We start from the raw sequence: 21772 nt of genomic DNA, 5'->3' as shown, positions 1-21772 counted from the left end.
CGTTTTTGTTTGTGATCATTTATTTACTCAGGGAAACCTAGGCTGAGTTGTGCTCCGCCTAAGTCATGTCAATAAAGGCTTCACGCACCCGATTCCAGAATGTAAACGCTCTGTAGCGAGGGAAGGTCACCTTGCGCGTAGAGACGCTGCAGCGGATCGATCGGATGTCGCTGTACATCATATTCACATGATCTACGCTAAGCTGGATGCGTTGATCCTTCTTGGATATGATATCGCAATGATGATGTTTGGGCAGCAGGACGGACGAACCCAGCGTACGGAATACCCGATTGTTGATTGACGCAATCTCTGCGATCTGCAACGATTCGATGGATGGATGTACGATTGCGCCGCCGAGACTTTTGTTATATGCCGTACTTCCGGAAGGGGTTGAAATGACAATGCCGTCTCCACGGAACATCTCGAACAACTCATCATTAATATTAATTTGTGCGACTAAAGTACCGTCGACGCCCTTCAGCGTAAATTCATTAAGCGCTAGATAATGCAGTGTCTCCGTACTTGTCTCAACCTCGATCTGCGCGAGGGGATAACGAACGAGTCGCGGCGTTTCTTCCGCCATCAAACGGACAAGCTCCTCAATCTCATCTGCGTTCCAATCCGCGTAAAAGCCCAGATGTCCTGTATGTATGCCGATAAAAGCGACGTCCGCAATATGATCTACGTGTTTGTGGAATGCCTGAAGAAGCGTGCCGTCTCCGCCGATGGAGATGACAAACTCGGGTTTCTCTTCATCCAGGACAAACCCCCTTTGCGAAGCTAGATCATGAAATTGTTCCACCAGTGATTTGGACACTGGGTCTCCTCTATCGATTACGGCGTATTTCAAGTCGCTTTCTCCTTCCGATCAGTCAGTCGTAATTTGATGATAGCCCAATTCGTCTTTCTTTTCAACGAAATGTCATGGAGATAACCAAGGCCATAGGAGATATACCATGCCCGCTGCAAGGAAACCATGCAGCAATCTCGCAATAACAAACGGTTGATACCGCATCGTTGTCCGGCTGATCAGACTTGCGACTTGCGCATGTACGGATAACCCGGCCCAAGATAGTACCCAAGCGGCAATGGCAGCTTGATGCAGGAGACCGGTGCCAGCCAAGCCAGCTGCGCGGGAGCCGAGCGTAACCTCGAATAAGCCGTAGACGGAAGCGTCTGCTAGCTCTGGCGGCAGTCCCGCCAATCCCATTAGGATTCGGAGTCCCTCTGCAAGCGCGGATACAAGACCAGCATGCGTAAGCATTTCCATTGCAACGGAGAAAAATACGACAAGACCGCCTACGACAATCATTAGCTTAATGGATGCTTGTACAGAATCCTGGAACAGCTTGCCTAGGCTCCGACCATCAAGCAGTCTCGCATCATGCATAGCGCGGACAGCAGTGTAGAGACGGCTCCTGGTGCGAAGCTTCTGCGCAGGGACAGGCTGATTTGCGATCCGTGATTGGTTTTCGATTGCGTTTGTGTCTGGGCTTTCGATCTTATCTTCCCTCTTGCCGTGGAATCGCATAAGCAAACCGATTAGAAAGCCGCTTCCATAATGGGCTGCCGCCAGCAGAGGCGCAAGGGCTACATTATGAAAAAAACCTACGGAAACAGCACCGATCAGGAAGATGGGGTCGGATGTAGTCGTGAAAGCGATGAGCCGCTCCCCTTCGTTCCGCGTGATCAGCCTTTGTTCCCATAGCTGGGAGGTAAGCCTGGCTCCAACCGGATATCCTGACATATACCCCATTGCGACTACAAATCCGCCAATCCCGGGAATACGGAACAAAGGGCGCATCAGGGGATCCAGCAGTTTTCCTAGAAAATGAACAATGCCGAGTCCGAGCATCAATTCCGATATGACAAAAAACGGGAATAATGCTGGGAAAAGCACTTGCCACCAAATGGATAACCCGCGTAGGGAGGAGTATAAGGTTTCATTGGGAAAGACGGCCATCAGCAGTGCGATGAACATAGCGGACATGGCTGTCAGGGACAGGGGATGAATTATTGTGCGAAGCATCAAGCACCACCTCTGTTCGATAGGAGGCCTGTACGGACTCATTACCTACATATATGTTGAGGATGGGACATCCATAACTATTGCAGAATGTTACAGGAATATTACGTTTTGTAAACGCTTGCGAAACGGGTTTTAAACGACGCTTTTTATGGTACAATAGTATCATCCTTACAACGCTTGGAGTGATGATCATGAGTATTATCGCCGGCATCCTAGTCTGCGCTTTTGTCTACGTCATCAGGGAGTCCATCGCGGCGCCAACCGAAGAGGAGTACGAAACGTAATCTGGAGATGCTTCAGTTATATGTCTTTAGTCCCGCGTTAGCGGGCTTTTTTTTGTCCCCATATTATTTGATCGTATGATATAATACAAATTACCTAATGTTTGGAGTTGTTTAAGTCGATGAATAGGTATACAAGCCTTTATGAAGCAATTGGAGAAGCGGAAGGACTTAGGACTATAGTTGAGGCTTTTTATCCAAAAGTGCAAAGACATCCCTTATTAGGACCGCTGTTCCCGCAAGACATTGATCCGGTCATGGACAAGCAGTTCATGTTCTTGTCGCAATTTCTCGGAGGTCCAAATTTGTACTCTGACGCATATGGGCATCCCATGATGCGGGCGAGACATCTGCCATTCCCGATCACCCGTCTGCATGCCGATGCATGGCTTGGCTGCATGCGTGAAGCGCTGAGCGAGAGCGGTCTTCAGCAAGAACTGCAGGACATTATGATCGAAAGGCTCTCTGGACCTGCGTACCACTTTGTGAACACATCTGAATAGGAGACGTGATTCTTATGGAACCGCTATATGAGTCCAAAGTAATTTGCATTTGCTGTGAAACGTCATTTACAACATCTAAGGTCAGACCCAGTTTCAAGAGAGCATCGCGAATGGATATGGATTTTTGCGGTTACTATGAGAAGGGCGTCAATCCCGATTATTATGTTGTTCGTGTATGCCCGCACTGCGGGTATGCTTCGACGGAGAATGGCTTTGACCATCTGAATGAGAAGCAGAAACGAGGGTATTACGAACGAATCGGTGCCAATTGGCAAGGTCTTGACTATAACGGGGAAAGAACGGCCGAGCAAGCGATGGAGACCTATAAGCTTGCCTTGCTAACAGCACAATCGACAGGCGCTCCTGATCGGATTATATCAGGATTGCTGCATCATATTGCTTGGTTATATCGTTATAAGGACAACAAAATAGAAGAAAAGAAGTTTTTGACGTTTGCACTCGAATCATATGTTCGTGTATATGAGTTGGAAGATAACAATTTGAGCAAAGCCAGGCTAATGTTTCTGATTGGTGAGCTTAACCGTCGGATTGGAGATTTGCATGAAGCTGTGAAGTGGTTCTCGCGAGTCGTGTCCGACAAATCCATTATGGATGCGGCTATGATCCGGGCAAGCCGCGAGCAATGGCAGCTGATTCGCGAAGAAATGGGAAGCGGAGCGGCACTTGCCGGCGCTAGCGGAGGTAACGAGAAGGCGAGCACGGCGTAAGCGAAGGGGATAACCGCTGCGCCATGCACGACATGAAGAGAACGCCTTCTATTGAGGCAGGCGAGATTGAAGATCAGGATCTTCGAACGGGATGATCTGCGAGAAGGTAATCCTGATCTGCATCTATGAGCGTCATTCTGCCATGACAGCAAGGCAAGATCATAAGTCTTTTCTTGCCGTCACGGATGTCGGACAGCTCACGTGGTTTGAGCAGTAGAAGCACATTCTCCGCTTGGCAGAACGGGCATTCGGCGACATAGAGATCGCCCATAATGTGTTCATAAGGCCATGTGTTCTCGAAAGGGATCATCATGGTTGCTCGGAATCTCCCTTACGGGAAGCCTCTGCTTCGGCCTTGGCCAGCTCGGCGATCTTCTGAAGCAGGATATGTCTAGGCATATGCATCAGGTTTTCAATTGGGACTTGTAATTGTTTCGATAATTTGATTGCCGTATCGGGCGAAATTTGCAATGGTTTGGACATAATTAGGTTATCCTCCAGTATGATATACTACTGTTATACACCGCCAGGTGAGTTTACGCAAATAAATGCGGAACTGCCTGGTTTTTTGTTTTTGACGATACGAGCCGGAAGGGGACTCGAAAATGATGGACAAACAATACCCGCAAATCTGGGATCTCGATACGATTTATTCCGGAGGTTCTGCTTCGGCTGCTTTCGCGGCGGAATTAACCGGTATGGAGAGCGAGATTAAAGAGCTTCTAGTTACATTAAAAGCAACAGAAACAAATCTGGAGGAAAAGCTGAAAGACGCAACAGCTAGGTCGCAACAGATATTGTTGTCTCTCCGGCAATCCGAATCCTTTGTGGCTTGTCTGGCCGCTGAGAATACGAAGGACAGCGCAGCGGGCGTGCTGAACGACAGGGTTAAGACGATCGCTGCCCAGTTTACGTCCGCTATGACGAGATACGATACTTTTTTGCGCGGAATTGAAGAAGTAGCTTGGTCGGAGATGTTAAACCTTCCCGAGTTTGAGGAAATCGGGTTCAATCTTCAAGAACGGCGAGAGCTCGCGAGGCGTAAGATGGCGCCTGAGCTTGAAGCGCTCGCAAGCGAGCTAGCCATTAATGGCTATCACGGCTGGAGTGATTTCTACGATACGCTGGTATCTCACATGCAGTTCCAAGTGAAAGGGCCAAATGGAGAGATTAAGTAACTTTCCGCAGGTCAAATGTATAACCGTTTATCGGACGGCGATCGAACGGTGCGGCAAACATCATTAGCTGAGTGGGAACGCGAGTGGACCACCTACGAACAATTAGGTGCCGAGAAGTTGAATCGATTGGCAGGCTTCAGGCTGAAGCTGTATGAGAATCGTGGTTGGATAGATGTGTTGCAAGAGCCGCTGCAGATCAATCGTATGAGCGAGAAGACGCTTAATGCCATGTGGGGAGCCATTGAGGAAGGAAAGACGGCACTCGTCGCCTACTTGCAGCGCAAAGCTCGGTTGCTTGGTCTCGAGCGATTGGACTGGCATGATGTGGAAGCCCCGCTTGGGTCAACCGAAACTAATATGACTTTTGATGAAGCGGCTGCATTCATTACTTCACAGTTCCGTACCTTTGATCCAAGGCTTGCTGATTTTGCAGAGATGACCTTCAAAGATGGTTGGATCGAAGCTGAGGATCGTGCTGGCAAGCGGCCGGGAGGTTTCTGCACATCGTTCCCTAAGAACGGCCAGACGCGGATCTTTATGACGTTCTCCGGCTCTCCATCGACGGTGATGACACTTGCGCATGAGCTGGGCCATGCCTATCATCAGCATGTCATGAATGACAAGCCGGCATTCGCGCAGGAATACGCAATGAATGTTGCCGAGACGGCCTCCACCTTCGCTGAGATGATTGTGTCCGATCGGGCAGTGTCTGCAGCCAAGGATAACGAGGAGAAGCTGGGACTGCTGGAGGTTAAGATTCAGAATGCCGTTGCATTCTTCATGAATATACATGCCAGGCTGTTATTCGAGACACGTTTTTATGAGAAACGTAAGCAAGGCCTTGTGACGGCAGACGAGTTAAATACGCTGATGGAAGCTGCTCAGCGAGAGGCATATTGCGATATTTTGGGAGAGGTACATCCGCATTTTTGGCTTTCCAAGCTTCACTTCTATGCAACGGACGTACCTTTCTACAATTTCCCGTATACATTCGGCTACCTGTTCAGCGCAGGGCTGTATGCGCGTTCGCTGGAGCAAGGTGCAGCTTTCGCGGATCAATACGTAGCGTTGCTGCGCGATACGGGGAGTATGACCGTCGAACAGCTTGCAATAAAACATTTGGGCGTAGATTTGGAGCAGCCGGAGTTCTGGCAAGCTGCAGTCGCCCTGACAGAGCGGGATGTCGAGCAGTTCATCAGCATGACGGAATAGCGAGACTAACTCCAGGAGACTTGGAGATAAAGAGATAATCTACCACGTTTATTGGATATGATTGAGAGTAATAGGCTGTTTCCCGAGCATGGGGAGACAGCCTTGTTTAATATGTATCAGACGCGTTTGGATTCGAATGAAGCCCAAATGCCAAATGTTCAATGACAGTCGCGAGAAGCAAGAAGTGAGAAGCTCAAATGTCTGTTGTATGCTACAAAAAACGAATGTTCGATATCAAACGCCGAACGCCGAACGCCGAACGCCGAACGCCGAACGCCGAACGCCGAACGCCGAACGCCGAACGCCGAACGCCGAACGCCGAACGCCGAACGCCGAACGCCGAACGCCGAACGCCGAACGCCGAACGCCAGGGATCTTCTCCAAATAATGCTGCAGTTCGTACATCAATTTTCGAAGAAAGTTGCCGGCATCAATAGATTGATGCATTTGGTACAGGATTATTGTGTAGATAATGAGTGAAAGATGGATACCTGCTCTAAAATCCTGTATGGATTACAGGAATGACGTCAAATTCGAATTGTAGATGTAATTTTCATGTACAGAATACAGGAATATCGTCTGCAACTTTCGATTAGTCCCAGTGCTTCCCCACACCCAGCATACCGAAAGCCGCCCACCGCCCACCGCAACAGAACCGATCACATACATCGCCCACTGCAGACCGCCCATTACATACATCACCCATCGCCACCGCACACCGCAGATCGCACGCTGCACACACCGCATCCCCCAGGCGAGAACAGCAACACCTATGGAAATTTTCTAATTACAGCTGTGTGTAGGTGCGGCATTTTGTCATCAACGCTTGCGATGCCCTACCAAAGGGGGAAGGCAGTAAGAGAGTTACACAACAGATAAGATAGATGTAAGAAGTTAGCGTTAAGCAGTTTGTTTAAGGGGGATACATGCAGAGTAGGACTACTACGGATAAGTGTTCTGGTGAATGTGTGTTGATGAATTTTTCTCATATATGTTATTTTATCGCTTCGATTTCGACGTCTTCTAGCAATCTGAACGAATTCGGATCAAATATTGTGTGCATTAAGAGGTTGTGATATATTAATGTGAGTAATATATCATTTAATATCTTCCATTGTGACTCATATTGAGAAAGAGGGGAGTCCGATTCAACTTACATCCAGACAATTGGAGCTTCTAGAGTTAGTCAAAAAGCATTCACCGGTTACTGGCGAACAGCTTGCAGAATATTTGGGTGTGAGCCGTCCGACACTCCGATCTGATTTGTCGCTACTTGTCATGCTGGGAATGCTAGATGCTAAGCCTAAAGTTGGTTATTTCCTCGGAAATACATATCGCACGGCAAGTGAGCCTATGCATCGTTTCAACACGATGAAGGTCAAAGAAGTGCAAGGCGTCCCAGTCAACATTCCGGACACGCTTTCTGTACACGACGCTGTAATTACTTTGTTCACGGAAAATGCGGATACGCTGCTAGTTGTCACTGAGAATAAGAGGTTCGCGGGTATTATTACCCCCAAGGATCTGCTCAAAATCACACTAGGAAACGCAAGCGCTGCTTCAATCCCGGTGAGTATGGTCATGACGAGATATCCCAATATCGTGACATTGTCCCCTGATGATTCTGTGCTCGACGCTATTCGCAAGATGTCCATGCATCAAGTGGATTGCTTGCCGGTAACCGTTGTGTCAGAGGAGAGTGGGCAGCAGCCGATCGTTACAGGTTGGGTGTCCAAGTCTAATATCATACGTTTGATGGCGGACATCACGACCGCACAGGAACTGGGGGAGCACGGGTTATGAGGCAGCCTTATATTTATGTCTGCTCCGATGCGGTAGGTGAGACGGCGGAAGCAGTCGCCAAGGCGACGCTTAGACAATTCTCATCTGACCACGTCAAGATAAAGAGATACGGGCACATCAGTAAGGAAGACGAAATATTACGCATACTTGCCGAGGTTTCGCTTACGGGCGGATTTATCAGTTATACGCTCGTGCAACCGGAGCTTCGCGAATTTATGCGAGAAGAAGCAGTCAAGCAAGGCGTTCGAGCCGTCGATGTGATGGGGCCCATGATGCAAGCATATGTGGACACCTTTAATGATCATCCGCGCAGACAGCCTGGTCTCCTTCATTCGATTGATGAGGAATACCACAAACGAATGGAAGCGATTGAATTCGCTGTTACCTATGATGATGGTAAGGATGTGAACGGTCTCCTGCAAGCGCAGGTCATTTTGATTGGCGTATCGCGTACATCCAAAACACCTTTAAGCGTGTTTCTGTCACATAAAGGAATTAAAGTTGCGAATCTGCCGCTCATGCCAGAGGTCACCCCACCTGAGGAGCTGAAGCAGGGACCCGGCAGACTTATAGTAGGCTTGACGATGCAGCCGGATCATTTGCTTAAGATACGAACGGAGCGGCTGAATGCACTTGGATTGCCCTCTACAGCGCAATACGCGTCTGCAGATCGAATCCAAGAGGAGCTTCATTATGCGGCCTCCGTCATGGAATCATTATCATGTCCTGTCATTGATGTGACGAACAGAGCGATTGAAGAAACAGCAGGTATTATTTATGAATGGATTACCAAATAATTGTCTATAACTACTAATAATAATGGAGGGGTTATAATGGATCGAACATTTGTAATGGTGAAACCAGATGGGGTGGCACGTGGATTGACGGGCGATATCGTTGCCAGATTTGAAGCAAAAGGTTTTAAGCTAGCCGATGCTAAGCTGATGAAGTTGGATCGTGAGGTTGCCGAAGAACATTATGATCATTTGCGTTCGAAAAACTTTTTTGGCGAATTGGTTGATTTCATCACGTCAGGTCCGGTATTTGCTATGGTATTGGAAGGTAAGGACGCTGTGAAAAACGCAAGATCTATTATCGGCGCCACTGATCCTTCTGATGCAACACCGGGTACCATTCGCGGCGATTTTGCTATAGATGTAGCCAGTAATGTCGTGCATGGCTCCGATTCTGACGAAAATGCGCAAAGAGAGATTAATCTCTATTTCCATTAATCAGTTGACGGAATGACCATCTTATGGTAAATTTTAAACCAAAGTTCAATACAAGCGGAAGCACCGCAATGTAGCAGCGATTAGCTGTTGGCATTGCGGTGCTTTTTTTGTTTTTTGATGCTGCGGTGGAGATCTAAGCGTGAGGTTTGAAACGAGATAAACAAGTAGGGAGGCGAACCAAGTATGCATAAGCGGCAACTCGCCGTTGTGGCTAGAGATAAGGAATATGTTAAGCGGCTTGCTGGGTACATCAGAGAAAGTGTATTTGCAGAAAGCTGGCAATTGACAGCCTTCACGAGCGCAAATTCATGCAAACACTATTTGAAGCAGGGGTATGAGCTCGATATCTTGGTAGCGGAGCACGATCTAGCCACAGAACTACGTGATTACTTGCCACATACACCAGTCGCAGTGCTCACTGAACGACCTGGATCAGGAGCGGAGCTGGAGTTGCTGCGGTATCAGTCTCTTCCGTTGTTTATGGGGGCGCTCGAAGCTATTTGTCGCTCTGGCACCAGTTTGACCAATAGAGATGCTGAGGGAGTGATTCGATCAAACTTGCAAGGACGGATACAACAACTAGAAGGATCAACCGTATTAGCCGTTCATTCGGCAGCTGGAGGAATCGGGAAGACGACGCTAGCGCTTCATGTGGCTGCCGCGGCATCCGTTGTCGGACTGCGTACCTGTTACGTTAATGTAGAAAGATGGGTCGAGGCTGGAGAATGGGAAGTGGATGCTGATCGAGAGAGCTCGGTGTCCGGTCTGTCTGATCTTTTGTATCGGATCAAGGCAGAGATACCTTGGAATAGCGAGCAACTGACTAATTGCCGCCGATACAGCCCACTTCTCAAATGCGACTATATCCCCGGATTCGTTAATCCGGATGATCGACTGAAGCTTAGCGGGGAGGATGCGGTTGCACTCGTGGATCAAGTGATCAATATAGGGCGTTATGACTTAGTTGTAATGGATATGGATAGCGATTGGTCAGCGATGGAGCTTGCTTTGCTCCAAAGAGCCGAGCTTGTATACGAGCTCGTAAGGAATGAGAAGTCTGTTATTCATAAACAGCGGCAAGCCATGCAATATGCGTTGCAAAATCATCAAGTGTTATACAAGCGTGTACTTGAGCGAACGCATATTATCTGCAACGGAGGATACTCAGGAATAGACGGGAGCATCTTCGCCGATGAAAGGGGCTGTCATGATACTCCGCTGATGCTGCCGGAAGTGTCAGAGTGGCGATCTTTCGGCTGCAAGCCCTTAACTTCTTCGACTTATTGGGCGGCGGTATGCGAGCTTCTTAAAGAGTCCATGAAGCGGAGGGGGATAGAGCGTGCTGCAGGATGATATTATCACGGAGCTACGGTCCAGAATTCATGCTTCGATCGACCTTGGCGGATCGCTTCCGGATGAGGAGTTGATGCGCAAGTCGGAGGCGGTTGTTTTCGACTGGTGTCAGAGCCGTCCGATGTCTGCGTCGGACAAAGCGAAGCTTGTCAAACGTTTGTTCCATTCGTTCCGCGGTCTCGATTTGTTGCAGCCTCTTATGGATGATCCGCTTGTCAATGAGATTATGATCAATGGGTATAAGGAGATTTTTGTTGAACGCGAAGGTCGTATAACTTTGCTTGGGGAAACGTTCGAAAGCGAAGAGCGGCTGCAGGATCTGATACAACGGATCGTGGCTGGCGTCAATCGAATTGTCAACGAGTCCTCTCCGATTGTAGACGCCCGTCTGCCAGATGGTTCTCGCGTACATGTTGTATTGCCGCCAGTCGCACTCAAGGGACCATGTGTGACGATCCGCAAGTTCCCTGAGAAGCCAATGCGTATGGAGGATCTCATAAACAATGATTCATTGTCTGAAGAAGCCGCTCACTTTCTGCAAGAACTAGTAGAAGCGAAATACAATCTGTTCATCAGTGGCGGTACGGGAACGGGGAAAACAACTTTTTTGAATGCATTATCCCAGCATATCCCTTGTGATGAGCGAATTGTCACCATCGAAGATTCTGCAGAGCTGCAGATTCGTTCGGTACCCAATTTGGTAGCGCTCGAAACCAAGAACGCGAATACAGAGGGGAAGGGGAGTATCACTGTCCGCGACCTTATAAGGGCGTCGCTCCGTATGCGGCCGAACCGAATTATAGTCGGCGAGGTGCGTGGTGAGGAGGCTTTGGACATGCTGCAAGCATTAAATACGGGGCATGAAGGTTCGATCTCTACCGGTCATGGCAATAGTGCCATGGATATGATGGGAAGACTTGAAACGATGGTTCTGGGTGCTGCCGAACTTCCCCTTCCTGTTATTAGGGGGCAGATCGCATCTGCAATCGATATCGTAATTCATCTGGCTAGGGGAAAGGATCGAAAGCGGCGAGTAGTGGAAATATGCGAGATGACCGGGGTCGAGGCAGGACAGATTCAATTGCGAGTATTATTTTCTCGTACAGACCCCGAAGACGAAGCACCGGCGGGACGGTTAGTTCGAACGCATTATGCGCTCAGCCGGGTCCATAAGCTTAGGGCTGCAGGGAAGGAGGCTGAGACCTTTGTTGCCTATCCTGCAACTTCATAAAAAATCCCGTTGGTTAATCGTACTTGAGTGGTGCGGGTGGGAGGGGGTACTGTCCGTAAACGAAAGTTATTCGGCTGGAGAGTCCAATCGAATGAAAACTCTGCCTGATTACAACACCTACAGGATGAATGGAAGAGAATTGATAACAGCGGTGGTGATCGGAGCTGCCGTATTATTCGCTGGCAGCTATGTCATCTATCAATCGTTTTTGTTATCTTCAATTGTTTCGGCTGCAGGAGTTGCTGCCCCCAAGATAAGGAGGGGGGCACTGCTGCAGCAAAGGAGGGAACGATTGAAGCATCAATTCAAGGATCTGTTATTTTCTTTATCCTCCTCGCTGGCGGCAGGTCGTTCGGCTGAAAACGCGTTTAGAGCGGCAACCGAGGATTTAAGTCTGCTATACCCTGAGGACAATGCCGACATGTTGAGGGAATTGCGAGTTATAGGTTATTTGTTAGATCAAGCGATGCCACTGGAGGAGGCAGTCAGAGACTTCTCGAGACGAGCGAATCTTGACGAAATAACGATGTTTGCAGATACATTGACAACCTGTAAACGTTCGGGTGGTGATCTGCTTGAAATCATGCGACGGACATCGTCGGTTATTAGTGAGAAGATGAGCGTTGATGGAGAGATTGCCGTCTTGATCGCGCAGAAACGCTTTGAAGCACGAATTATGATGGCAGTTCCGTTTGTTTTTCTCGGGTTTCTTGGTCTCGCCGCACCTGACTACATGAGTCCGTTATATAACGGTTTTGGTTATGTCATGTTGACTGCGGCACTACTTCTACTCGTGGGCTGCTTCTGGTTCATACACAAGATCATGTCCATCGAGATGTGAGGAGATAACAATGATATTCACAGCGATCATAACGGCTACGTTACTATTCCTTTGGATATATTGGATTGGTGTAACAACAGCACGGGAGCTATTGACTGCCTTACGAGGTAAGAAACGACTACACGGAAACCTCCGGTCTAGAATGTTAGCGACGCCGTTTCATCGAGTGCTGCAATTCGCGGAACGAGGGGATCTCTTGAGGCTGCGCATCGATAGATTCCATCGTCAGCTAGTCCTTTTGAAGGGAGCAAGCTGGACGATTGAACAGACAAGAGCAGAATTGTCTCTTGCGATAGGACAAGGTTATGGGGTGATGGTTATGAGCTCAATCCTTGCGATGCTAGCGAAAGAACCTATTCTGACTGGGATGGGAGGAGTCGTAGGAGTAGTTATAATATTACGTCAATTTGTGGATGCCAGCCGAAATGTTGAGCGGCGTCGACGAGCGATCCTTGCCGCTCTTCCGGATCTGATTGCAAAGTTGATGCTGCTTGTAGGGGCAGGTGAAACGGTACAAGGAGCTTTCGCGAAATGCAGATACGAGAAACGGACCAAGAACGATAACCCTCTTCATCAAGAATGGCGGTTCGCTATGGCAGCAATGGATAACGGACAATCATTCGGGACGGCGATCGAACGAATGAACAGAAATTGCAGCGTTCAGGAGATCTCTGTATTCGCGACGGTATTGCTGCTGAATTATCGCAGAGGAGGGGATCAATTTGTGCTTGCGTTAAAGGAGTTTTCTTATTCGATTTGGGAGAAACGTAAGGCAGCTGCTCTAACAAGCGGAGAGGAAGCATCGTCCAAGCTGGTTTTCCCACTAGTAGGTATCTTGTTCATTATGATGGTTATCGTAGCAGCTCCTGCATTTCTGTTGATGTCATAACAATCTAGCAAATGAATGATAGAGAGGATGGATGAAAATATGTTAAAAGCAGCCGCCAAATGGAGATCATTTTGGAAAAATGAGCAAGGACTTGGCACATTGGAGATCATTTTGATTATCGCTGTTGTCATTATCATCGCATTATTGTTCAAGGATTGGATTATCCAATTGATCGAGAACCTGATGGGAAAAGCGGATGATGAAGCAAGTCGAATATTCGACAATTAGCTGGTGAACCTCGTGGAAGTCATCACATTCTGGTCAATGAGGGCAATGAATCGAAGGAGGACATTCTGGAGAGATGAAGCCGGCAGCTATAGCTTGGAATCCGCGTTTGTGTTTCCTATTCTGTTTCTACTCATCTTGATGTTCCTGTTCATGGGAATCTTCACATATCAAAACGTCGTGGTCACTTATGCGGCTGCTATCACATCCGAACGTGCCGCATTTGGCTGGGACAACAGCCACCGAGATCCGAAAAGCGGCATACTCACAGTGGTGACTCATGATGGGTTATATACCAATATGGGATCGGATGGTGCGATTGGACATCTATTCGATTTAGTTACGGGGAACGAAGAAGCTGCCGTTCAGCTTCCAATTGCTTCTGGAACGTCTGTAGGGGAGAAGGAATCGACATTGACGGAGCGTAAGCTCTCACAAGCTTCAGATTGGCTGACCCAATCGGGATTGATGTATAACGGAACGACTTCGCTCGCCAACGAAGGCCTGCTCCGATTCGTACAAACAAAGCTGAATAAGCCGATTGGCTCATCGATGATGCAGCCATGGGGTGCTGGTGGGTTTGTTGATCCTACTGGTAATGGAAAGTCGCTTATTACAGAGCCTGTTTCATTTATAAGACATGTGGATTTGGCGCGTTATTATGCCCACAAGTTCGCCAGCGCAGCATCGGGAGGATCAACTGCAAAGAAACAGGCAGGAGACGTGTTGTCTTCTTACGGCGGTAAGCAGCCATAAATTCATATGTATTTGCCGCTCGGAAGGAGATGATGAGATGTCTTGTAAACGATGGAGAAGACTTGCGATAAGAGAAGACGGTACGATCGCGTTATTCGCAGTTGTAGTTCTTTCTTCATTGTTGTTATTTTTTGGCACATTGATTGATTATGCGAGAATCATGACTACGGGATTGATGTCCGAGGATGCGACAAGAAGCGGTGTACGTTCGGTAATGTCCGCTTACGATTATTGGTTATACGAACGTTATGGTTTATTCGGACGCGGCGGTACAGATGGAGGAGCGATCTTCAATGAAGTTGTTGAAGGGAATCTAGGTGAGAGCACTGGAACTGCTGGTTTTGGTATCGTAGGTACGACGGTTATAGATGCACGGCTGAACACGTCCAACGTGCTCGGGGAACACGAGGTGTTCGCACGACAGGTGCTGGAGGAAATGAAATATAAGGCTCCCATCGACATGACACTCGAAGTCGCTGCCAAGCTGATCCCGCTAGCAGATTCGCTGAAACAAAGCGGACAGGCCATAGACTCACTTAGCCAACTGCGAAAACTATACGAGAGACGTGAAGCGCTCTTAATGGAAGTGCTATTGCTTCAGGAGCAAGCGGCAGAGCTTGTTGCAACAGACGAGTCGCTGCCTCTGGTTCCGGCAGGAACGGAAGCGCTACGGGTTGGAGCCGATTCAGGAACATTGCTCTCGCTGCTGGTACGATTCGAAGAATATGCAGAGCAGCAGGAACTGGATAAGGATGCCCAAAAACCGAAATATGAAGAGCAGACGAGCGCTTACGAGGATGAAGTGTCCTCCTTAACTGGACAACTGCGTGCCGCAAGCACGAGGCTTGAGCGCAAACATGCGGAGAAACTGTCGGCAGCCAAAAGTAAGTTAGAGCAGGCGGAAGCAGTCAATGAGGAGATGAACCGTGTTGCGAGCAGGAGTCAAGCATCTAGCGGGTATGATGGCGTTCAAGGTAAGAAGATAGCAGGCACGGAGTCGTTTCCGCTTGAGAATATTGAGGGAACGGAGCTGAACGAGGTTCGGAAAAGCGGCGAACAATTGCTGCGAGCTTCCGCCTGGTGGACGACGTATCGGAATGAACTACTTGAGCAAGGAGTTGGAGGAACCGGGATCGTCAGCGAGATCGAGCAGTTGTTATCGCGTTTGACACAAGCGATGGCTGTGCCGTATTCGGTTTCGAACACGCAGCCACTTTCATTAGGCGTTTCTGAGATACAGCTTGCCGTTCAGCACTATGAGACACAGTATAGCGGTCAATCCTCGTTGCTTACCAAACGTAGGACGGAGCTTGCGAACGCTGACTTCAATAAGCAACTAAGGGAGCAAGAAGCTAGAACGGAAACGGCATGGCAAGATGCTGGCAAATTGCTTAATGGTCTTGCCAGTATGAGAGACCTGCCGGAACATAGGGAGCTGTTCCAAGAAGTAGAGGAACGGTATGAGGAGAATCGGTTGTTTAATCAAATGAGCGGCATCGAAGAAGGATCGGGGGATGCCTTGCAACAGGCAAAGGATGCGGATGAAGGGGCACGACAAGCTTCCGATCGGATGGAAGGACTGTTCGCTGGTATGTCCGAGATGTTGGAGGGCAGCCGGAACATGTTCTATTACGGAGAATATGCCGCGGCTAGATTCAGTCATTTTGCACCTCAGCAATTATTGGATCTGATCGAATACGGCGATGTGGAGGGGGTTGCAGATGCGGCTTCTTTCCATAATCAAGAGATGGAATATTGGCTGTATGGATTTCATGATCCGATGGGTAATTTGATCGCGGCGTATGGCGAATTGTTTGGGGCGAGGTTAGCGATTCGCACGATGGAGGGATTAATTGCAAGCAGATCGTTAGGACATCCACTTCTTATTTTGTCGGCGGCACTGCTTTACGGAGTGGAGAAGGCTACGGAGGATATGCTTTCCTTCGCCCGCAAAGGAACGGCGCCGTTGTCCAAATATTCAAAGGTCGAATTGTCCTATTTGGACTATTTGCGATTATTTGCTTTGTTACACGGCGGCAAAGAAGAAGCGCGGCTAGCACGTATGATAGCCGTCATCGAGCAGAACAGTGATCTTGTTCTTTCACAAGTACCGACAGGAGTGACAGGTGATGTGACGTTTTCTGTAAAGTTATGGTTTCTGCCAGCCGCGACGAAGCTGATTGGCAAGTTCGGCATGTTGAAAGGTAGGGTGTCGAATGGACGATATGAAGCAGTGGAGACAGCAGGCTGGTCGTATTGAAACCAACGCATTAATACTGCGCCTCCGCGAAACAGGGAAAAGGGCCGAAGGCTCCATTGTTATCGAAGCAGCAATTGTCCTCCCACTTATCCTTTTCACGCTTGCCGCATTTGTGATGCTTATCATGTTATGCACAGCACAGATGACATTACACCAGACAACTTTGCAAACAGCACGCAGCCTAGCGGCACACATGTATCCGGCTGAGCTGGCAACCACCGGCGTTGCAAACAGCGTATCCGGTATGTTGCCGGCATTGCCGTCAACAGTACCTTCTATTCCATTGCCGGAATGGAAGGAAATAGCCTCTGAAGCTGCGGAGTGGCTGCCGTCTCCAGCAGGGGAACTCGCTAGCTCCGCTCTGCAAGGCGACTGGGGGCCAATGGTCGACCTTGCCGCTACGGAGCTTGGGCGTGTCGTTATGGAACCGATGGCTCGCAGCTTTGCCGAAGATTCAACTTTGAAGCCGGAGCGTATCAGTCTAGCCAAATTAACGTTGCCAAGCTTGAGCAATAAAGAAGATGCCTATCTCAGCGTGACCCTCCAATATGAATTCCCAATGAAGGTGCCGCTGCTAGGTCGACCGATTCTACTAAAGAAACAAGTGTTGGAGCGTGTCTGGGTAAGCGACTCCGCTACGGCTTCTTACGGCTCAAAGAAAGGGCAAGAAGGAAGTGAGCTCCCTCCGCTTCAGATCGTTTCGATTACACCGACTCCGCTGAGGCCTGGTCACAAGGCGGCTGTTATTGTGCGAAGCAATCCGAATCAAACCGTCAATCTAGGGGTGATGTACAAAAGCGGCGCAAGCAAAGCAAGACATTTGGGAGAGGCTTCCACGGACGGAGATGGGTATGTATCTTGGACATGGCATGTCTCTGGCAATACAACACCTGGGATATGGCAGTTAACTGTAACAGCGGCGGGAGATGGGGGGGAGGCTTCCGTTTCCAAACATTTTATCGTTGCCAAAAGCAGTACACGCAATGCGGATTAATGGTTACTTGCTTTAAAAGAAAGGAGAGATAGTGTGACGATTAGTTTCGCAGCGGCGGCAGCCGCAATACTGCTGCTTGTCATCGCATTGGCAACCGATTTGCACTCACGTACTATACCGAATCGACTAACTTTACCGTTTTTGGCAGGGGGACTGCTGTTTCATCTCATAGTTGGCGGATGGTCGGGAGCAGGGGAAGCCGCTTTAGGAGGGGCGGCGGGATTTCTTCCATTGTTCCTCTTGCACATGTTGGGAGGCATCGGCGGCGGGGATGTGAAATTATTTGGTGCAGTTGGTGCTTGGCTTGGCGTTTCGGCAGTTCTGCAACTGATGATGGCATCGATTGTATACGGAGGCATAATCGGATTCATTCTCTTAGCATCCAGGCGAATTCGTTCTGATGTCGTTAGTAAGACCATATCTCATATCATCACAGTTGATGATTCGTATAAAGTCGATCCCACAGCAGGCGTGGAAACGGCTCCGAACCGAAGGCGTGAGCGCATGCGCATGCCCTTTATGCTTGCCGTATTGCCGGCTGTAGTTACAGTCTGGCCATCATTCACGTAAATATCAATTCTGAAATTATCATAGATAAGGCGAAGGAGAATGTGTGATATGCCGTATCGAATTGATTTCATCAATGGCCGGGGCCACGAGATGACACTGGATAAGGATGGCGGAATTCGGCGGAGCGATCTCGACGAACTGGAAATTAACATGCTGAGATCTCAGCGGATTCCTTGTTTATTGCCGTTGGAGTGGGATGAGCTGGATGGGAATGTAACATTCCGTTATGCTTTAGGCGGCAAGAAGATGCTCCTACATAGGCTGCAACAGGAAACCTTTACGATGGAACAGTTTTACGGCTTGCTGCTTCGGGTTGTGTCAGCACTTATAGAGTGCAGGGAATATATGTTAAGACCGGAAGGCTGTCTCCTTGGGGATTCCTTCTTGTTTGTAGGAGACAATCTTGAAGACCTGTTAATGGTATACGTTCCGCTAAAGAGTCGACAGGAGGAGAGTATAAACGGAGACGATCTTCTTGCTTTGGTAGCCAGGTGGACGGCGTATGTCGATGGAATCGACGGCGATGGACTCCGGAATGTGCTGCAACTCTTTAGCAACAATCGCTGGCCGCTTGCAGAGCTTAGAAAGATGTTGCTGGAGACAATAGGAAGGCGGTATATTAAGCCTGCTGCCAAAGGAGACGAAGTTGGACCGGCGATTGATAACCTAGAGGAGGCTGCTGCTTTCGGATCAATAGAATACACAAGGGGTAGACAGTCGGAGCTAGAGTTACACGCTCGGAGGCTGCCGCAATCTTCGAATGAGAGCCGCTTTAATACGCATAACAGCGAGCTTGAAAGAATTTCATTAGAAGAGGATGATGCCAGCACCAGCAATATCCGAAGAGTTGTCAGCCGCAGGTGGATGGTAGGCCTTGGCTTAGTTCTAGGTTCTGCATGTATATGGCGCTTCATCTATCTCAGCGAGCCAACTTCACAGTCGATGCTGATCAGTGCGGGATTATCATTGCTGCTGATCGTAGGTGCTGTGTTGCTTTGGGGGAAAGGGGCAAGTATGCTGATCGCGCCACCTCAATCTGAGCAAGATGAGTTAGCCTCTGCAGACTCGTTCGAGCTGCAATCCGGACCGTTGTTGCCGATGAAGCAGCGCTGGCAGATGCTTTCCGGTTATCGAGAGCCCGAGAGTGCGCAGAGGAGCGGCGGTCATACAACTAGCTCGATGGGCAGTTATGCGCTGCCGCCGCAAGTAGAAGGAGAAAATGGAGGAGATTTTCCCTATTCAACTACACCACGAGCGGTGTTGGAGCCAACAACGATTTTGGGCTCTGCGGCTGAAGGTCCAGTTAATGGAGTAGAAAAGACGACGCTAAGAAGAGAGTGGAATGGTGCAGCGGAGGAAATTCCACTGTTGTCAGACGTGTTCCAAATAGGCCGTGTATTGGCAGGAAACGGATATGAGGAAAAAGCTGATGGCGTTTCACGGATGCATCTAGAAATTCTGAAGGAGCAGGGATGTCATGTTGCCAAGGATCTTGGCTCGAGAAATGGAAGTTTGCTTAATGGAACGTTAATGATTCCCTATAAGTCATATCCGCTCGCTGCAGGTGACATGATTCAATTAGCGGGCAGCAAAGGACCATCATTTCGATTCAAAAAAAACTAAAAGCCAGACCTCGTGGGCTGGCTTTGTACACATATTTAGGAATTCACCAGAAGCTGCTTCAACGCGGGTTCAAGCTTGGGATGTTTGAAGCGGTAGCCTAGCTTCATGGCTTTGTCTGGAAGTGCGCGTTGACCATCCAACAGAAGAGTCGACATTTCTCCAAGCAAGGCACGCATGATGAAAGACGGAAGTGGGAACCAATGCGGTCTTCCTAGCATCCGCCCGACGGCTCTGCCGAATTCGTCGTTGCCGACGGGATCGGGCGCGGAAGCGTTGACTGGGCCATGAATGGTTTTATTGTCGAGACAGAAGAGGATCAGACCTACCATGTCGTCGATGTGAATCCAAGACAAACCTTGTCTTCCGGATCCGATTCGTCCACCGACGAATAATCGGTACGGAAGCGCCATGAGCGGGAACGCGCCGCCTTTGCGGGCAAGAACGAGACCAATACGCAGCTTCACGAGACGTTCGACGGCAATCTTGTCTGACGCTTGTTCCCACGCTTGCACTACCTCTGACAAGTAATCCGTTACAGCTGTGGGGCTGTTCTCGTCAAATATCATGGTTTCCGAGCTGCCATAAGCAGAGATGCCGGAGGCGTTGACAACGACAGATGGACCATCCTCAAGCGCTTCCACTAGCTTGGCGATCCGTGCAGCGGCCAGCTGGCGCGAAACAAGGATTTGCTTTTTGGCGGATGCGGTCCAGCGTTGATTAATGCTCTCGCCCGCCAGATTAACAATGGCATGTATGCCTTCAAGTGGGGAAGGATCGTGAATAAGCATGTCCCAGCTAATGAAGCGCAGCCGTGCATCTTTATGTTCCAAAGCCTGCGTTGATCGTGTGATGATCCATACCGTGTCTCCGCGATCCAATAAAGCTTGTATCAGCTCCTTGCCGATAAACCCCGTTCCGCCAGCCACCGCTACTTGCATCTCTCGACACACCGCTTCCTAGGTTATTTGGTTTCGATCTTCGTCAGCCACAATTGTTTAATGCCTTGTTCGCTGTCAATGACTTTCTCCGTATATTCGAAAGTGACGGCTGCATCCGAAGGCAGCGATTCGATTACAGGTGCAAGCTCTTCCGTTACACGGTAAGCTGCAGCGCCTTCGGCAGTCTTAATTTCGATGGAATTGGAATCGATCTGTCCGGTGTAGGTACCCTCATTGCTAAGAATAACAGCGGCCGGTTCGTCAGTGTCAGTTGTGATGTCGCCGCCTGTTGCAGCAGATTCTTCGGGCTTATTGGATTCGTCGTCAGAGCCGAGGGAACCTGGATCCTGAATGCCGCTGCCCTCTGGCAGCTGTTCATTCACTCCTGCTTGCGCCGAGTCATTACCGTTCTGGGGCGAGTTGTTTTCGTTAACTCCGCATGCCGACGCGGTGAGCATGATAGCTAGCATTAATGCTGCAGCGCTTGCGGTTTTCGTTTTCTTGAAGTTTTTCATGGATGAAGCACCTCCTGCTAGTTACAACGGATGAAAGGGGGGCGAGGTTGCATAAAGGTTTTTGAATGATTCCTCGCAGCGCGCCAGAAGGCGGATTGTTAACATCCCCCCGCTAGCTTCTATTTGTTGAGCAAATGCTCGTATGGTCCGTAGTCGATTCCTCTGCGCTCTAGGAAAGATACCAAGCTGCGGTAGTCTCGTTTGGGCGTGGCGCGTATGTATCCTTCGACGCAATGATCCCGCGTAACGGTAGTGGCTCCGTGCTCGATAGCAACTTGACCAATCTTAGCCGCGATAGAATGTTTGGCGATGTCTCGGAAGGCGGGAGGCACGGGCGAGACCAGCTCGTCCAAAAATTGTTTGGACTCGTCGCCCCACATGCTGCGGCTGCGTTCGACCCAATAATTTTGCCAATCGAGCTTTGATTTCCCGTCTCTCATCGGCAGTACTTTAAGAAACTTGCGGAACATAAAGAATCCACCGATAGACATAGCAACGACCATCACGATAGCCCAGAATACAATGAAATACATGAACCAATTTGGTGTTCCGTTCATACCTTCCTTCACCTCAATAATGAATTATATCGTATTCCTAGATTTATTTCGACA

Annotated in this window: 24 protein-coding genes and 1 pseudogene; 16 read left to right on the top strand and 9 right to left on the bottom strand. The window is 49.1% G+C overall.

Going from position 1 to position 21772, the window contains the following annotated elements; all coding sequences use genetic code 11:
* Positions 1–58: 58 nt before the first annotated feature.
* Positions 59–850 (bottom strand): NAD kinase, encoded by a 792-nt coding sequence (locus tag ACX1C1_RS26485; protein ID WP_458955098.1) that lies wholly within the window; start codon positions 848–850, stop codon positions 59–61.
* Positions 851–922: 72 nt separating this feature from the next.
* Positions 923–2029: a sporulation integral membrane protein YlbJ gene (gene ylbJ, locus ACX1C1_RS26480; protein WP_458955097.1), complete on the bottom strand. Its 1107-nt coding sequence runs from the start codon at positions 2027–2029 to the stop codon at positions 923–925.
* A 403-nt stretch (positions 2030–2432) separates the two neighbouring features.
* Here ylbJ and ACX1C1_RS26475 point away from each other — a divergent pair, with 403 nt between their 5' ends.
* Positions 2433–2813: a globin domain-containing protein gene (locus tag ACX1C1_RS26475; RefSeq protein WP_458955096.1), complete on the top strand. Its 381-nt coding sequence runs from the start codon at positions 2433–2435 to the stop codon at positions 2811–2813.
* Positions 2814–2827: 14 nt separating this feature from the next.
* Positions 2828–3541, top strand: coding sequence for a DUF2225 domain-containing protein (locus ACX1C1_RS26470; protein WP_458955095.1), 714 nt, complete (start codon positions 2828–2830; stop codon positions 3539–3541).
* A 73-nt stretch (positions 3542–3614) separates the two neighbouring features.
* Here ACX1C1_RS26470 and ACX1C1_RS26465 read toward each other — a convergent pair whose 3' ends face one another.
* Both ACX1C1_RS26465 and ACX1C1_RS26460 read right to left on the bottom strand, forming a co-directional pair.
* Positions 3615–3851: a hypothetical protein gene (locus ACX1C1_RS26465; protein WP_458957809.1), complete on the bottom strand. Its 237-nt coding sequence runs from the start codon at positions 3849–3851 to the stop codon at positions 3615–3617.
* Positions 3851–4024 (bottom strand): YycC family protein, encoded by a 174-nt coding sequence (locus ACX1C1_RS26460; RefSeq protein ID WP_458955094.1) that lies wholly within the window; start codon positions 4022–4024, stop codon positions 3851–3853. Before ACX1C1_RS26460 ends, ACX1C1_RS26465 begins: the two co-directional genes overlap by 1 nt.
* Before the next feature lie 125 nt (positions 4025–4149).
* On the opposite strand from ACX1C1_RS26460, the pseudogene ACX1C1_RS26455 reads away from it, so the two are divergent.
* A pseudogene (locus ACX1C1_RS26455) lies at positions 4150–5931 on the top strand (M3 family oligoendopeptidase).
* A 234-nt stretch (positions 5932–6165) separates the two neighbouring features.
* On the opposite strand, the gene ACX1C1_RS26450 reads toward ACX1C1_RS26455, so the two are convergent.
* A complete protein-coding gene (locus tag ACX1C1_RS26450; RefSeq protein ID WP_458955093.1) occupies positions 6166–6378 on the bottom strand; it encodes a hypothetical protein in 213 nt (70 codons plus the stop codon).
* Positions 6379–6444: 66 nt separating this feature from the next.
* Positions 6445–6669: a hypothetical protein gene (locus ACX1C1_RS26445; protein ID WP_458955092.1), complete on the bottom strand. Its 225-nt coding sequence runs from the start codon at positions 6667–6669 to the stop codon at positions 6445–6447.
* Positions 6670–7047: 378 nt separating this feature from the next.
* Between ACX1C1_RS26445 and ACX1C1_RS26440 the strand changes: the two genes are divergently transcribed.
* The 13 genes from ACX1C1_RS26440 (at position 7048) to ACX1C1_RS26380 (ending at position 19708) form a co-directional block, all read left to right on the top strand.
* Complete coding sequence (locus tag ACX1C1_RS26440) at positions 7048–7734, top strand: helix-turn-helix transcriptional regulator (RefSeq protein WP_458955091.1); 687 nt, start codon at positions 7048–7050, stop codon at positions 7732–7734.
* On the top strand, positions 7731–8531 hold the full coding sequence (locus ACX1C1_RS26435; RefSeq protein ID WP_458955090.1) for a pyruvate, water dikinase regulatory protein: 801 nt from the start codon (positions 7731–7733) through the stop codon (positions 8529–8531). The genes ACX1C1_RS26440 and ACX1C1_RS26435 overlap by 4 nt, the downstream gene beginning before the upstream one ends.
* Before the next feature lie 36 nt (positions 8532–8567).
* Positions 8568–8966: a nucleoside-diphosphate kinase gene (gene ndk, locus ACX1C1_RS26430; RefSeq protein ID WP_458955089.1), complete on the top strand. Its 399-nt coding sequence runs from the start codon at positions 8568–8570 to the stop codon at positions 8964–8966.
* 183 nt (positions 8967–9149) lie between these two features.
* On the top strand, positions 9150–10319 hold the full coding sequence (locus tag ACX1C1_RS26425; protein WP_458955088.1) for a P-loop NTPase family protein: 1170 nt from the start codon (positions 9150–9152) through the stop codon (positions 10317–10319).
* A complete protein-coding gene (locus ACX1C1_RS26420; RefSeq protein ID WP_458955087.1) occupies positions 10306–11550 on the top strand; it encodes a CpaF family protein in 1245 nt (414 codons plus the stop codon). The genes ACX1C1_RS26425 and ACX1C1_RS26420 overlap by 14 nt, the downstream gene beginning before the upstream one ends.
* The gene (locus tag ACX1C1_RS26415) at positions 11528–12391 is read left to right on the top strand and encodes a type II secretion system F family protein (RefSeq protein ID WP_458955086.1); all 864 of its coding nucleotides are present in this window, start codon (positions 11528–11530) and stop codon (positions 12389–12391) included. Before ACX1C1_RS26420 ends, ACX1C1_RS26415 begins: the two co-directional genes overlap by 23 nt.
* A 10-nt stretch (positions 12392–12401) precedes the next feature.
* Positions 12402–13280, top strand: coding sequence for a hypothetical protein (locus tag ACX1C1_RS26410; protein WP_458955085.1), 879 nt, complete (start codon positions 12402–12404; stop codon positions 13278–13280).
* 39 nt (positions 13281–13319) lie between these two features.
* On the top strand, positions 13320–13508 hold the full coding sequence (locus ACX1C1_RS26405; protein ID WP_458955084.1) for a Flp1 family type IVb pilin: 189 nt from the start codon (positions 13320–13322) through the stop codon (positions 13506–13508).
* A 45-nt stretch (positions 13509–13553) separates the two neighbouring features.
* Positions 13554–14261 carry a TadE/TadG family type IV pilus assembly protein gene (locus ACX1C1_RS26400; protein WP_458955083.1) on the top strand — a complete coding sequence of 236 codons (708 nt, stop codon included), beginning with the start codon at positions 13554–13556 and terminating at the stop codon, positions 14259–14261.
* 37 nt (positions 14262–14298) lie between these two features.
* Positions 14299–16521, top strand: coding sequence for a TadE/TadG family type IV pilus assembly protein (locus ACX1C1_RS26395; RefSeq protein WP_458955082.1), 2223 nt, complete (start codon positions 14299–14301; stop codon positions 16519–16521).
* Positions 16478–17515, top strand: a complete 1038-nt coding sequence (locus tag ACX1C1_RS26390) for a TadE/TadG family type IV pilus assembly protein (protein WP_458955081.1) — start codon at positions 16478–16480, stop codon at positions 17513–17515. The genes ACX1C1_RS26395 and ACX1C1_RS26390 overlap by 44 nt, the downstream gene beginning before the upstream one ends.
* Before the next feature lie 33 nt (positions 17516–17548).
* Positions 17549–18085 (top strand): A24 family peptidase, encoded by a 537-nt coding sequence (locus ACX1C1_RS26385; protein WP_458955080.1) that lies wholly within the window; start codon positions 17549–17551, stop codon positions 18083–18085.
* 48 nt (positions 18086–18133) lie between these two features.
* The gene (locus ACX1C1_RS26380; RefSeq protein ID WP_458955079.1) at positions 18134–19708 is read left to right on the top strand and encodes a DUF6382 domain-containing protein; all 1575 of its coding nucleotides are present in this window, start codon (positions 18134–18136) and stop codon (positions 19706–19708) included.
* A 35-nt stretch (positions 19709–19743) separates the two neighbouring features.
* Here the strand turns inward: ACX1C1_RS26380 and ACX1C1_RS26375 are convergent, their stop codons facing one another.
* The 3 genes from ACX1C1_RS26375 to ACX1C1_RS26365 all read right to left on the bottom strand — a co-directional run bounded on the left by ACX1C1_RS26375 (position 19744) and on the right by ACX1C1_RS26365 (position 21718).
* Complete coding sequence (locus ACX1C1_RS26375) at positions 19744–20646, bottom strand: TIGR01777 family oxidoreductase (protein ID WP_458955078.1); 903 nt, start codon at positions 20644–20646, stop codon at positions 19744–19746.
* A 23-nt stretch (positions 20647–20669) separates the two neighbouring features.
* Positions 20670–21161, bottom strand: a complete 492-nt coding sequence (locus ACX1C1_RS26370) for a hypothetical protein (RefSeq protein WP_458955077.1) — start codon at positions 21159–21161, stop codon at positions 20670–20672.
* Between the two features lie 119 nt (positions 21162–21280).
* On the bottom strand, positions 21281–21718 hold the full coding sequence (locus tag ACX1C1_RS26365) for a DUF2621 domain-containing protein (RefSeq protein ID WP_458955076.1): 438 nt from the start codon (positions 21716–21718) through the stop codon (positions 21281–21283).
* Positions 21719–21772: the final 54 nt, after the last annotated feature.

It is taken from the genome of Paenibacillus sp. strain BS8-2 (genome assembly GCF_054483835.1).
This window is presented reverse-complemented; position numbering and strand designations above follow the sequence as displayed.